The organism is Glutamicibacter sp. NPDC090743 (assembly GCF_044769125.1).
Lineage (GTDB): Bacteria > Actinomycetota > Actinomycetes > Actinomycetales > Micrococcaceae > Glutamicibacter.
The window spans coordinates 190,650-204,147 of sequence record NZ_JBIVXE010000005.1 but is presented as its reverse complement, the minus strand read 5'-3'; the positions used below and the strand labels follow the sequence as shown (position 1 = coordinate 204,147).

General features: G+C 63.0%; 12 protein-coding genes. 5 read left to right on the top strand and 7 right to left on the bottom strand.

The window, feature by feature from the left end:
* Positions 1–76 precede the first annotated feature (76 nt).
* The 3 genes from ACIQTS_RS11875 to ACIQTS_RS11865 are packed head-to-tail and all read left to right on the top strand — an operon-like array spanning position 77 to position 5,403.
* Entirely contained in the window at positions 77–1,816 is a 1,740-nt protein-coding gene (locus ACIQTS_RS11875; protein ID WP_402473500.1) for an ABC transporter ATP-binding protein/permease, read from the top strand.
* The gene (locus ACIQTS_RS11870) at positions 1,816–3,576 is read left to right on the top strand and encodes an amino acid ABC transporter ATP-binding/permease protein (protein ID WP_402473499.1); all 1,761 of its coding nucleotides are present in this window, start codon (positions 1,816–1,818) and stop codon (positions 3,574–3,576) included. Before ACIQTS_RS11875 ends, ACIQTS_RS11870 begins: the two co-directional genes overlap by 1 nt.
* A gap of 60 nt (positions 3,577–3,636) precedes the next feature.
* Positions 3,637–5,403 (top strand): FMN-binding glutamate synthase family protein, encoded by a 1,767-nt coding sequence (locus ACIQTS_RS11865; RefSeq protein ID WP_402473498.1) that lies wholly within the window; start codon positions 3,637–3,639, stop codon positions 5,401–5,403.
* Here the strand turns inward: ACIQTS_RS11865 and ACIQTS_RS11860 are convergent.
* From ACIQTS_RS11860 to ACIQTS_RS11845, 4 genes are all read right to left on the bottom strand, one after another.
* Complete coding sequence (locus ACIQTS_RS11860; protein WP_402473497.1) at positions 5,400–6,464, bottom strand: enoyl-CoA hydratase/isomerase family protein; 1,065 nt, start codon at positions 6,462–6,464, stop codon at positions 5,400–5,402. The genes ACIQTS_RS11865 and ACIQTS_RS11860 overlap by 4 nt on opposite strands.
* A 59-nt stretch (positions 6,465–6,523) precedes the next feature.
* Positions 6,524–7,429, bottom strand: a complete 906-nt coding sequence (locus ACIQTS_RS11855; RefSeq protein ID WP_105658862.1) for a LysR family transcriptional regulator — start codon at positions 7,427–7,429, stop codon at positions 6,524–6,526.
* A gap of 46 nt (positions 7,430–7,475) precedes the next feature.
* Complete coding sequence (locus ACIQTS_RS11850; RefSeq protein WP_402473496.1) at positions 7,476–7,739, bottom strand: hypothetical protein; 264 nt, start codon at positions 7,737–7,739, stop codon at positions 7,476–7,478.
* Positions 7,740–7,874: 135 nt separating this feature from the next.
* Positions 7,875–8,351: an Lrp/AsnC family transcriptional regulator gene (locus ACIQTS_RS11845; RefSeq protein WP_133834920.1), complete on the bottom strand. Its 477-nt coding sequence runs from the start codon at positions 8,349–8,351 to the stop codon at positions 7,875–7,877.
* Between the two features lie 237 nt (positions 8,352–8,588).
* Between ACIQTS_RS11845 and ACIQTS_RS11840 the strand changes: the two genes are divergently transcribed.
* Positions 8,589–9,833 carry an MFS transporter gene (locus ACIQTS_RS11840; RefSeq protein WP_400289598.1) on the top strand — a complete coding sequence of 415 codons (1,245 nt, stop codon included), beginning with the start codon at positions 8,589–8,591 and terminating at the stop codon, positions 9,831–9,833.
* Between the two features lie 21 nt (positions 9,834–9,854).
* The gene (locus ACIQTS_RS11835) at positions 9,855–10,337 is read left to right on the top strand and encodes a hypothetical protein (protein ID WP_402473495.1); all 483 of its coding nucleotides are present in this window, start codon (positions 9,855–9,857) and stop codon (positions 10,335–10,337) included.
* Here the strand turns inward: ACIQTS_RS11835 and ACIQTS_RS11830 are convergent.
* The 3 genes from ACIQTS_RS11830 to ACIQTS_RS11820 form a co-directional block, all read right to left on the bottom strand.
* Complete coding sequence (locus ACIQTS_RS11830) at positions 10,324–11,316, bottom strand: LLM class flavin-dependent oxidoreductase (protein ID WP_402473494.1); 993 nt, start codon at positions 11,314–11,316, stop codon at positions 10,324–10,326. The genes ACIQTS_RS11835 and ACIQTS_RS11830 overlap by 14 nt on opposite strands.
* A 126-nt stretch (positions 11,317–11,442) precedes the next feature.
* The gene (locus ACIQTS_RS11825) at positions 11,443–11,646 is read right to left on the bottom strand and encodes a cold-shock protein (RefSeq protein ID WP_013349999.1); all 204 of its coding nucleotides are present in this window, start codon (positions 11,644–11,646) and stop codon (positions 11,443–11,445) included.
* Between the two features lie 294 nt (positions 11,647–11,940).
* Positions 11,941–13,458, bottom strand: coding sequence for an MFS transporter (locus ACIQTS_RS11820; protein ID WP_402473493.1), 1,518 nt, complete (start codon positions 13,456–13,458; stop codon positions 11,941–11,943).
* Between the last annotated feature and the right edge of the window lie 40 nt (positions 13,459–13,498).

Genomic DNA, 13,498 nt, shown 5'->3' with positions numbered 1-13,498 from the left:
GACGCTTCACGGCCCAGCCTTGCCGGCAAGCCCCACGGCGCGGAACTGCCGGTGGGCTCTGCCCTAGGATAGGAGGGTGCGTAGGGTCTTTGGAATATTTTCGGCTGCAACAGCCATCGTGGTGGCACTGAGCCTCAGTGCCGCGGCTGGAACCGCCGGCTTGGTGATCGTCGTGGGCCAAGGCCTGGATGAACTCATGGCCCATCGGCCGCTGGGCACCCAATGGTATGCCAGCGCCTTCGGCGAACTGCTGATCATGGCGGTTGCCACCTTCTTGATCCCGGTGGTGATCTCGCGCAATAGCCTCGACCTGATCGAGTACCACCGCATGAAGCTGCTCAAGCACTATCTGTCCATCGGCCCGCTGGCGGTGCGCGCCTCCGGCGACGGGGAGCTGCTGCATGCGGCGATGGACTCGGTGGAGCGGTCCGTGAAATACCGTTCCAGCTTCATCGGCCCGGCCATCTCCGCGGTAGCCACCCCGGTATTGATCCTGTGCTTCATCGCCTTTGCCATCGATCCGCTCAGCGCACTGGTGCTGCTGGTTCCCACCGCGCTGGTCCCGGTCATCGTCCTGGGCTTCCAGCGGCGCTTCGGCTCCTCGAACGGCGAGTACCGCCGAGCCCAGGGCATCCTTTCGGCGACCTTCCTGGACGCACTGCGCTCGCTGGGCATGCTCAGGCTCAACGGCGGCAGCCGGTGGATGGGATCGCGCATCGAGCAGGCCACCGAACGCGTACGCCAGCAAGTGATGAAGCTGCTGGCCCGCAACCAGTTGATCTTGCTGGTCATCGATTCCAGCTTCGCCGTGCTGCTGCTCGCCAGTGCCACCCTGCTGGCCTGGTGGCGCGCCAGCTCCGGGGCCATCACCCCGGGTTCTGCCCTGTCGCTGGTGATCCTGAGCTTCCTGATGCTCGCCCCGGTCAACTACGTCGGCAGCTTCTTCTACATCGGGATGACCGGCAAGGCTGCCGAGAAGAAACTGGCCGAAGTCGCCGACATCCCCATGCACCGTTCCATGGCCAATCCGCTGCACGTGGACCTGCGCCACCGCGATCTGATCCTGGAAGAAGTCAGCGCCAGCTACGACAGCGGGCACCACGCGCTGGACAAAATTTCCTGGCATTTCCCGGCCGGTTCGCGTACTGCCATCATCGGCCCCTCGGGCAGCGGCAAGACGACGCTGCTGCGCGTGCTCCAGGGCCAGCTCGAAGCTTCCTCCGGCACCATCCGCGATGCCCGGCAAGCCATGGGCCCGGCAACCTTGAAGGCCAATACCGCCGTAGTGGAACAGCACGCCACGCTCTTCGGCATGAGCCTGCGCGAGAACCTCCTGCTCGGTGCGCCCCAGGCTGCCGACGGCGAACTGCTCCTGGCGCTGCGCCAGGTCGGCATGGGAGCGTGGTTCGAGGCGCAACCCGGGGGATTGGCGCAACGCCTGGGCGAGGGCGGGGCACGGCTTTCTGGCGGCCAGGCCCAACGCCTGTCGCTGGCCCGCGCCCTGCTGGCGCAGCGTCCCGTGCTGCTGCTCGATGAGCCCACCAGCGCCTTGGACGTCAAGACCGAAGCGGACGTGCTCGGGACCCTGCGCTCCTTGGACCGCAGCACCACGGTCATCACCGTCACCCACCGGCTGGGGTTGCTGGCCGACTACGACTACGTGCTGGTCATGGACCACGGGCAGCTCATCCAGGCCGGACGCCGTGACGAGCTGCTGGCCGCCGACGGCTATCTCAAGGAAGCCATGGACGGATTCCGCCAACGCGCTGATGCGCTGCATGCCAGTGGCCGGAGCCAGCGGGGGGAGGGGAACTAATGCGCACGCAGAAAATCTCCACGATCAAAACCGTCGCCTGGCTGATTGGCAGCACCAAGGACCTGCTCCCGCCGCTGCTGCTGGCCTGCGTGCTGGCCTGCGCCACTCGCCTGGCTTCGCTGGGGATCTACGCTGTGGCCGGGTTCGGCCTGGCCAAAGCCCTGCACCTGGGCGGTGCGCAGCTGCCTCTGGACCTTGGCTGGGGACCGCTGATCGCCGTGGTCATCCTGCTGGGGCTGGCCAAGGGGGCGGTGCGCTACCTGGAGCAGTATGTAGGGCACCGGGTGGCCTTCCTGTCTCTGGCGCGGCTGCGCAACCGCATGTACCAGGCATTTGAACGCCAAGCGCCATTCGCCGCGGACAGCAAGAATTCCGGCGGCATGCTCGCCAAGGCCACCAGCGACATCGACAAGGTTGAAGTGTTCTTCGCCCACACCCTGCCCCCGGCGGTGGCGGCAGTGGCAGTCAGCGGCCTGGCAACCTGGGGAACCTGGGCGGTATTCGGCATGCAACCGGCCCTCGTGCTGCTCGCCGGCTACGTGCTGATCGGGCTGGCCATCCCGGCCCTTGGCGTCGGCGCCCTGCGCCGTACCGCGCGGGCCACCGCCAGTGCTCGCGGCACCCAGAACCAGCTACTGGCCGACGCGCTTGCCGGCATCGACGTGATTCACGGATTCAATGCCGGCAAACCCGTCATGGCGCGGATGCGCGAAAGCCTGCACGAAAGCCGGCAAGCGGCGCGCTCGGCCGGAACCGTGAGCGCGGTACGGGCCACGCTGACCCAGCTGGTGGTCTGGGGCAGCCTGCTCGCGCTCTTTGTCCTGCTGGGAACCGCCGGGCAGTTCGGCACGCTGATCGTGCTGTGCTGTGCTCTGGTCCCTTCCTATGAAGCGGTGCGCGCGGTAGACGGGTTCATCCTGGGCCTGCAGGATTCGCTGGCCAGCGCTCGCCGGCTGTACGCCACGGCGATAACCAGCCATCCGGTTTCCGAACCCGCCAACCCGGTTCCCCTTCCTGCTTCCGGCACCTTGCGCGTGGCGGATCTGTCGGTTGCCTTCGAGCGCCATCGGGTAGTTCGCGGCGTGGATTTCGAGCTGGAACCAGGCTCCCTGCTCGCATTGGTGGGCGAAAGCGGCTCCGGCAAATCGTCGGTCGCGGCAGCCCTGGTGCGCTCGGTGGAAGCTGCCGGCACCGCCAGCTTCGGCGATGTGCCGCTGGAGGCCGCCAGCTTGGCGCAGCTGCGCACCCGGATCATCCTGGTCTCACAAGAGGCGGTGATGATCCGTGGAACGCTGCGCGAGAACCTCTTGCTGGGTGCGGAAGGGATCAGCGACGCCGAGATGGAGCAGGTCCTCGACGAGCTGGGCATGGGCCCCTGGCTGCGCCAGCAGAAGGCCGGATTGCAGACCCGGTTGGGGGATCGCTTTGCCCGGCTTTCCGGTGGCCAGCGCCAACGCGTGGCCCTGGCCCGGGCGCTGCTGCGCAACCCCGCGGTATTGATCCTCGATGAATCCACTAGCGCCCTGGATGCACGCAGCGAACAGCTGGTCCTGGAAGCAGTGGAACGCCGCCGCGGTGAAGGGATGGCGGTGCTGATGATCAGCCACCGGCTATCGATCCTGGCCCGGGCGCAGAACGTGCTGGTGCTCCATGAAGGAGTGGTGCTGGAACGCGGTGCGGCGCCAGCGCTATTGGCCGATGGGCAATCCTTGTTCTCCCGCATGGCCGTGCGCGAAGCGGACCGGATTTTGCCAAGCTGATCCACGCCTCGCCCAATGGATGGAACTGACAAGGCAGCGGGGAGGTACTAGGCTCGCATCATGATGCGAATAGTGGTTCTCCTGTTCCTGGCTGTCCTATTCACTGGCTTCGTGGTGACCGCAATCCTGGCCGGCACCTCCGGGGAATGGGTGTGGTGGATCCTCGTCGTGCTCACCGGTTTGCTGGTGATTCTGGGCATCAGGGACCTGCTGCAAAAGAAGCATGCGATCCTGCGCAATTTCCCGATTGTCGGGCACGCCCGCTACCTCTTCGAATTCATCCGCCCCGAGATCCAGCAGTATTTCATTGAGCGCAATACCGATGGCCGTCCTTTCAACCGCGACACCCGCTCGCTGATCTACGCGCGGGCCAAGGGCGCCGATAGCCATAAGGCTTTCGGCACGGAGCTGAATGTCAATGAAGTCGGCCACGAATACCTGCTGCATTCGGCAGCTCCGGTAGCCCCCGTGGCATCGCAGCACCGCGTACGGGTGGGGTCCAGCCAGTGCTCGCAGCCCTATGAGATTTCGCTGATGAATATCTCCTCGATGAGCTTCGGCTCGCTTTCTGCCAACGCGGTGCTGGCGATGAACAAGGGCGCCGCGATGGGCGAATTCGTCCATGAAACCGGTGAGGGCGGGCTGACCAAGTACCACCTGGAATACGGGGCGGACTTGTTCTGGGAAATCGGTTCAGGCTACTTCGGCTGCCGTACCGAGCAGGGCCGCTTCAACCCCGAAACCTTCGCTGCCAAGGCGAACCATGAAAAAGTCAAGGGCATCACCATCAAGCTCTCCCAGGGCGCCAAGCCCGGGCTCGGTGGCGTGCTGCCGGCGGCCAAGGTCACCGCGGAAATCTCCGAGGCCCGCGATGTCCCGATGGGCGTGGACTGCATTTCACCGGCCAGCCACGCAGAATTCTCCACCCCGCGCGAATTGATGCACTTCGTAGCGAAGCTTCGCGACCTCTCCGGTGGCAAGCCAGTGGGCATCAAGTTCTGCGTTGGTTCCCGCACCGACGTCATGGCCCTGTGCAAGGGCATGCTGGAAACCGGCATCCTGGTGGACTTCATCACCATTGATGGCGCTGAAGGCGGCACCGGAGCTGCGCCGCTGGAATACGAGGACCATGTTGGCGCCCCGCTGACCGAAGGCTTGATGCTGGTGCACAACACCTTGGTGGGTGCCGGACTGCGCGACGAAATCCGCCTCGCCGCGGCAGGCAAGGTCGCCAACGGCTCCGACATCATCAAGCGGCTGATCCAGGGAGCGGATTTCACCTTCTCGGCGCGTTCCATGATGATGGCCACCGGCTGCATCCAGGCCCAGCAGTGCCACACCAACCACTGCCCCGTAGGCGTAGCCACGCAGAACAAGCGCCTGATGCGTGCCCTGGATGTGGAGGACAAGGGCCACCGCGTCTACAACTACCATCGCTTGACCGTCACCGAATGCGCGCAGATCATGGCATCGATGGGACTGACCAGCCCGGAGCAGCTGAACACCCGGATGCTGCGCCGCCGGGTGAACCTGCAGTCCACTCGCTCCTACGCCTCGCTGTTCCAGTGGTTGCGTCCCGGCGAGCTGCTCGAGGATATTCCAGGTTCCTGGATGGAAGACTGGAATGAAGCCGACGCGGACCACTTCGGCGAGCACGCACCGCTGGACTACGCGGCACCCAAGAGCGTGGATATCACCCCATCGGTGGTTCGCGAACCAGCCGATGCAGTGAACGCCCCGCGCATCGAGCCCAGGGATTCAGCCAAGGTGCGCCCGGTACATGCAGATGTCACCCGGCCAGAAGGCAAGCCGGGAGCTGACAGCTAGCCTTCCGAATCAGCAGCCAGAGACCGCAACGCCTCGTGGTCCACTTCCTCCAGCGAAGCCGGAATCCACGTGGGGTTGCGGTCTTTGTCGATGACCTGGGCACGGATGCCCTCGGCAAGATCGGCACGGTGCATCAGGTAGCGGGCCAGGCGCAGTTCGCGGTCCAAGGCCGAACGCAGGTCCTGCTCCTCACGCGCAGCCCGCACGTTGTAGAACGCGCTGGCTACGCTGGTCGGGGAATTCGCTGCCAGCATTTGCGCGGCACGCTGCGCCGAAGGATGGACCATCTGCTCCAAGCGTGCCAAGACTTCCTGCGGGGTGGCGGCACTGAAAGCATGATCGATCCAGCCGCGGTCCAGTTCCAAGGCGAAGGACTCGGGCGCACCGTGCATGACCTCGATAGCCGCCGCGATCTCTCCGGCATTCAGCCCCGCGAACTCATCGAGCTCATCGAGGATGTTCTGGGCGAAGTCCTCGGTGACAACGGCATCGGCAAAACCGAGAAGTACGGCATCGGCACCGGTGAAGGACTGCGCACTCATTGCAAAGAACTCGCCGAAGTGGCCCGGCGCGCTGGCCAGCAGGTGGCTGCCTCCCACATCCGGGGTGTAGCCGATCTTCGCTTCGGGCATTCCCATGGTGGCGTTCGCGGTCACCAGGCGCACCGGTGCGTGCGAGGCCAAGCCGATGCCCCCACCCATGGTGATGCCATGGGCCAAGGTGATCAGGGGCTTGGGATAGGTGGAGATCAGGTAATCCAGTTCGAATTCTCTCGCTAGCAGATCGACGAAGTCCTGATGGCGTCCGGTGGTGACTGCTGCGTGGAAATCGGCGATATCTCCGCCGGCACAGAAGGCGCGTTCGCCGCGGCCGGTGAGCAGCACCAGCGAAATCAACGGGTCCACGGCCCACGCACGCAGCACCCGGCCCAGCTCGGTGAGCATTTCCAGGGTCAATGCATTGAGCTTGCTGGCACGGTTCAGCTCGATGTGGCCGATTGGGCCATGCACGGCCGCGATGACTACGCGATCGCTGGAAGATGCAGGTGTCTGGTTCTCCACCGGGACATTCCTCTTTCTTGGGACGGATGCAGGCACCAGTGGCGCCGCGGCGCAACGAATCAGCGGGAGAGCACCTGGGCGAGCCGGTCCAATACCAGCGCGGCCTTCGGCTTCTTGGAATTCTCCGGTTTCAACGCGAAGATGGAGCGGGCCAGGCGAATCTCGGGGGCATCAACTATGCGGATGCCTTCCGGAGCGTTGGCCATGGCCAGATCGGGAACCAGGGCGGCGCCCAGTCCCGAGGAAACCAGGCTCAGCGACGCATTGAAGTCGTCGCAGTAGGCAGCCACCTGCGGGTGGATGTTGTAGGAAGAGAACAAGCGCGAAATCAAGGTGGCATCCGAGGTGCCCGGGTGGTGGAAGATCCATGGCCATTCGGCCAACTGGTCCACGGTCAGCTGGGCGTCTTCAGCGATGGGCCAGGACGCCGGGATCACTACCCGGAACTGGTCATCGCCCAACCAGGTGCGCTCCAGGGACGCTGGCCACGACAGTCCGCCGGGTCCCACCTGGAAGATCAGTGCGAGGTCGAGGTCGCCGCCGGTGCCAAGGCCTGCGACAGTTTGCTGGGGTTCGCCGATCCACAGGCGCAGGTTGATGCCCAAGGAGGACCAATCCGGTGCCTTAAGGATCTGCGGCAGCGCGTAGGTCGCCAGCGAGGGGAAGATGCCAAGCTTGATTTCCTCAAGGTCGGTAGCTTCGGTGGAGATGGTGGCGACGTCTGCCATGAGGGCGTCGAGGTCGGTGAGCACCCGTTTGGCGTGGCGCACCATGCGCAGGGCGCCTGGTGTCGGGGTGATGGAGCGTGCGCCGCGCAGGAACAGCGTGGTACCGGTGCTTCGCTCCAACGCTGTCATCTGCTGGGAGACAGCGCTGGCCGTGTAGCCCAAGCGGGTTGCAGCCGTGGCAAAGGAACGATGCGCCACCACTTCGAGCAATGTGCGCAGATGAACTGGATTAATCACTTCTAAAGTCTATGGCCTTTAGCCAAAGATTTGCTTAGCCCACGGCCTAGAGTTCGTCCTCAAGGTCATCAAGCTCTGTGCTTTCCTCGTCGTCGTCATCGTCTGCGGCGAATTCGTTGTCGAGCTGGTCTTCGGTTTCCAGGTCATCGTCGTAGAGGTAATTGCGCTGTGCCAGCGGGTCGAGGTTGCGCATGGTTTCCGGCATGTCGCTTGAGCCCTCATAAGCCTGGGAATCGCGTCCGTCATCCGGTTCGTAGATGTCGTTGCCGAACTCCGGCGCAAATTCTGTGGTGTCGAAATCCTTCGTCATTGCGTACTCCTTCGTCGAATACGAGGGATCCGCCGGAAGCCGGGGATTTACCTCGTGACTTCTCGTATCACCAGAGTAGGACGCTGCTTCGGGAAACGAAAGACTTGTTTTCTGCAGCTGACAGTGAATGACTTCTCAGTGGTCATGTTCGGCATAGTGCTCCAGCAGGGGAGCGGCACGGTAGGCCAGGTGCGTATGGAGCGCGAAGGTTGTTTCCGAACGGGTGACACCCTTGACGCGCAGGATCTGGCGCAGTGCTGATTGCAGCTGGTGGGTGTCGGTGGCGATGAGCCGCACCCAGAGATCGCCACGTCCGGAGGTCTCGTGGATTTCCAGCACGCTGGGGATCTGGCGCAGCGCAGTGACCACGGTATCCAGATCGCGGTGGTTCACTTCCAACGTCACGAAGGCCAGGACGTCGTAGCCGAGCTTGCTCAGATCGATGTCGCGGCCGCCGTCGCGGAGGATTTCGGCGCGCTGCAAACGGCGCAATCGCGACTGAGCTGTGTTGCGCGCAACACCGACCTCATCTGCGAGTTCAGAGATTTGGATGCGGGGATCCTTGATCAGTGCGAGCAGCACTTTCAGGTCTACATCGTCTAATCGCACTATATGCTCACTCCGGGTTATCTGCGGGGACAAAATTTTGAACAATCTGCTCAAATGCTAGCAAGAAATCTCTCTCGTTGCTTTCAGCAGGCGGATATTAGTGAGTGAACGCTCTGTTGTAGTAGACAAACGCAAGCAGAACGCTCAACTAACCGGTGGGGCAGCGAGTGGCCCCACCGGTAAAAACTCTTTCTGGGCATTCTTCGTGCCCAGCTGGTCTGGACTACTTTGATCCCGGGAGTGAATTTGTCGGTTATCAGCGAGCTGCGCATGCAGCCTATGAACCATCGCGTACTCTCCTGGAACCCCGGGCTGACCGCTCGACTGGTGATCACCGTGTCCGTCAGCTTCCTGCTGCTGGTCGGAGCCAACCTGGCCACCCCGCTGTATCCGGCACTCCAATCCGAATTGCACCTTGGCGCCATGGGAACCACCGTGGCCTTTGCCAGCTACGTCTGTTCGCTGATGCTCTTCCTATCCACCGTGGGGCATTGGTCGGATCATATCGGACGCCGTGCGGCGCTGGTGATCGCGGTCGTTGTTTCTTTCGCTGGAACCCTGGTCTTCGGATCGGCCGGCAACCTGCTGGAACTGTGCCTTGGCCGTGGTTTGCAGGGCGCCGGTGTCGCGCTGGCTACCGGTGCTAGCGCCGCGGCCCTGCGTGAACTTCTTCCTGCGCGGCCTGAGTGGGCTTCGCGCTTCACCCTCTTGGCCTCATCGGGCGGTGTCGCCTTCGGACCGGTCTTGGGCGGACTGCTGGCTCATCTGCCTGGCGGGCGCACTACCGTGTTCATGGTGCAGGCGTTCTTGCTGCTGCTGGTCCTGGTCCCATTGAGCACCCTGCAGGCCCGTCCGGCCATTGCGCTGGCTGAGCGCGGACAGCGAAGCAAGGCCCTGGCCCCACGCCGCTTGGGCGTCCCCAGCTCGGCCCGGGCACCGTTCTGGCTCGCTGCCCTCGTTGGCTTCTTGAGCTTCGCCATCTTCGGCTTCGTGCTGTCCTTGGCACCTGGCTACTTCGCCCAGGCCTTTGGCCTGGATTCGGTGCTGGTCATTGGCCTGATTGCCGGCCTGCCATTGGGCATATCCGCCCTGTCGCAGCTGGTCGTGCGCGGCGGCAAGGCCTTGCTGCCTATCGGTCTGGGATTGATGGCGGCCTCCACCGTAGTGCTGGCCGTGGCTGCCGAGCATCGCCAGCTGCCATGGGCCATCGCGGCATTGGTTTTCGTGGGCCTGGGCCAGGGCATGGCCTTCCGCACTGCCTTCGCTCAAGCGGTGGACGCAGTCAACGACAAGCAGCATGCCCAAACCGTGTCCACCATATACCTGGTGACCTACCTGGGCAGTGCTGTTCCAGTCATCGCGCTGGGCTGGGCCGTCGGGGTCTTCGGGCAGCAGCAAAGCATCCTGGTCTTCTCCATCGGCTGCGCCGTGGTGGCGGCAGCGCTAGCCGTCTGGGCACTGGCAGGACTGCGCAAAGCACGCTAGAACCGGGCGTATTGTGGAGGCATGACTAGTCCACTTCCAGCGCCTGCTAGCCGCGGCGCACAGTGGGCCGTGGCTGCACGCATCTACATTCCTGCACTGTGGCTCGGCCTGATCATCGGCATTTCATTCATCGAGGCACCACTGAAATTCACCGCACCCGGAATCACCATTCCCCTGGGACTGGGCATTGGACGCCGCGTCTTCTTCGCAATGAACATGGTCGAGGTCATCTTCTTCATTGCCCTGGTGGCCGGGTCGGCCAAGCGCGCTGCCGGCAAGGCCTGGGGCTGGGGCGTAGGGCTGGTCGGCCTATTGCTGCTGATTAAAACCGCAGCGATCCGCCCGGGTCTGTCTGCGCGTACCGATGCGGTGCTTGCAGGAGTCTCCGATGGCGGATCGCTATGGCATTACGCCTATATTGGCGTGGAATTCTGCTTGACCCTCGCTCTGGTTGCGCTGCTGCTGATGGCAGCCAAGCGCTGGATCAGAATTACCGGTCGCTAGCCAGCTGGCAGGCCTCGGCGGTAATCATCACCGATTCGAGTCGAGCGTGCTCCTCGGTGGGGTAATGGATGGTGATCAGTTCATCTGCCTGAGCTGCCGAAGCGAAGTGGCGCAGGTATTCGGCAACCTGTTCTCCGGTGCCAACCGCGGTGTAGCGCATCATGTCCAGGATCTGCTGCGCCTGCGGAGTATCCATGAGCATATCGATCTCCGCTTCGGTGAATTCCTTCTTCGCGGAACGGCCGATGAAGCTTGCCACGCGATGGCGCTTGGCAACGTCCAGCAGTTCATGCGCTCGTTCAGCCGTTTCCGCAGCCAGCACGCCTACGCCGGCAATGACATACGGTTCAGCCAGTTGCTCTGAGGGGGTGAACTCCTCGCGGTAGATGCGGATCGCTTCATGCAGCGCAGCCGGTGCGAAATGCGAGGCGAAGGAATACGGCAGTCCCAGCTGGGCGGCGAGCTTGGCACCGAAGAGCGAGGAACCCAGGATGTACAGCGGAACGTTGGTTCCTGCTCCCGGGGTCGCCTGAACGGTAGGAACCCTGGATTCGCCGGCGAGATAGGACTGCAGCTCCAGCACATCGTGCGGGAAGGAATCGGCGGCCGACGGGTCGCGGCGCAAGGCACGCAGGGTGGTCATGTCGGTTCCCGGTGCACGGCCCAAGCCCAAATCGATGCGGTCGCCGTAGATTTCGGCCAGCGTGCCGAACTGCTCGGCGATCACCAGGGGGGAGTGGTTCGGCAGCATGATGCCGCCTGAGCCGAGGCGAATCTTCTCGGTGTGGTGGGCTATGTGGCTGATCAGCAACGAGGTCGCGCTGGAAGCAATGGTGGGCATATTGTGGTGTTCCGCGTACCAGACGCGTTCATACCCATGGCGTTCTGCAGTTTGCGCCAAGCGGACGGAGGACTTGAAAGAGTCGGAAATAGTTGTCCCGGGTTCAACCGGAGCAAGATCCAGAATAGATAGCTTCACACTGGGTACAACCGGTGGCGTACGGGAAGTATTCCAGTAATTTCCGCCTCAAACGCAAGGAACGGCTATCCGCAGTGCGGATAGCCGTTCCCTGGCTAAGTCTGGCGTTAGCGCCAAAGACCTTCTCTAGAGAGCGCGAATGTCTGCAGCCTGCAGACCCTTTGGACCCTCAACAACTTCGAACTCCACCTTCTGGCCCTCGTCCAGGGTGCGGAAACCCTGGGTCTGGATTGCAGAGAAGTGTGCAAAGACGTCTGGATCGCCGCTGTCTGGAGCGATGAAGCCGAAGCCCTTTTCAGCGTTGAACCACTTGACGATTCCGGTTGCCATTTTCTTATTTGGTCCTTTCAGACGTTTCTCGCCGGTTTAGTTGGCGAGCTTGGTTGTAATCTGCGCACCCTCCGAATTCCAGGATGGAAGACGGATAATGCGAAGCAGCCAAGTCATTCACTTCACGTCTAGAAGGGGGCTCGCGTCAACCGAGGTGGTACGACATTCACAAACTTCTAACGGGTACTTCGCGAATTACTTTGGAACTACATTGCCTAGCCTACGTGTTTGGTGACGACAAATGAATAACTTTGAACCAATTAATCAGAAATTTGGTTAAGCGGTGAGCCGAGTTCACCGAAATGCCGGTTTGATGACGCGGAATACGACCACGGCAGCGATCAGGGACAACGCCGCGGCGATGCCGGAAGTCAGCAGGACTCCGTGGTCGAAGGCCATGGCTGCGGAGCCCAGCAGCGCTTGCGCATCGGCGGCATTCAAATCGGCGGCGACCTGGTGCGCTCCGCCCAAAGTCTCGCCGGCAGTTTGCAGCTGGGCATCGGTCAGCGAGCCGGGCGCGAGCAACCGCGAGGTGTAGACCGTATTCAGGATGGTACCGAGCACTGCAATGCCCAGTACCGAGCCCACTTCGTAGGCGGTTTCCGAGATCGCCGATGCCGCGCCGGCCTTGGAAGCCGGGACTGCGGAGAGCACCATGTCATTGGACAAGGTCTCGGTCATGCCGATTCCCGTACCGAGGACAGCAAACGCGGTCATGAGCAGGAAGGAATTGGATCCCTCCCCGGCCAGGATCACCAGCAGGTAGGCGACCGCGGAGAGGATCAGGCCGATGGCCATGATGTTCGGCGTGCCGAAACGGCGCGAGAGCGCCACCGAGAGCAATCCGAAGCCCATGGTCAGCACCAGGCCCGGGGTCATCCACAGTCCCGCCACCAGCGGGGAGAACCCTGCAATGAGCTGCAGATGCTGGGAGACGAAGTAGATGAAGCCCACCAGCGAGAAGATGCCGATCAGGTTGACCATCAACGCGCCAGAGAACAGTGCGTTGCTGAACAAGCGGACATCGAGCATCGGCTGTTCGGCCTTGAGCTGCCGGCGTACGAAAGCCGCACCGCAGACAATGGCCAGGACGATGGCCGCGGCCGAGAAGTACCACGGGGCAGTTACCGCAGTCTTGATGGCGTAGACAAAAGGCAGGAGGGTGAAGACCACCAGCAGGATCGAGAACGGATCCACGCGGCCCGGGTTCGGGTCCTTGGATTCGGGAACAAGGATCATGCCGCCGATCAGCAGGGGCAGGAGCATTGGCACGGCCATCAGGAAGACCGAGCCCCACCAGAAGTGCTCGAGCAGCACGCCGCCGACAATGGGGCCAAGCACAGCGCCGCCGGAGAAGGCCGCCGCCCACACCGCAATGGCGGTCCGGCGTTCGGTATCATCCATGAAGATATTGCGGATCAAGGACAACGTGGCCGGCATGAGCATTGCGCCGAAGACGCCAAGTAGGGCACGGGCTGCCACCAGCTGGGTGGCATCCGTGGCGAAAGCGGCGAGGGCGGAAACCAGCGCGAAGCCGGTCGCACCGATCAGCAGCAGCTTGCGCCGGCCGATGCGGTCGCCCAGTGAACCCATGGGGACCAGCAGCCCGGCCAGGATCAGCGGGTAGATGTCGATAATCCACAGCAGCTGGTTCCCCGAGGGGGACAGGGCTCCGGTGATTGCCGGGACCGCGAAGGAGAGTACGGTGTTGTCGACGGAAATGAGCAGTACAGGGAACAGCAGGACCACCAGTGCCGCCCAACGGCGCGGCTTGCTGAGCACTGTAACGCGTTCGGAGATATTCGAGGTCATGACGTTCGCCCTTGGATAGGTAGTGGAATGCGCGGCGATT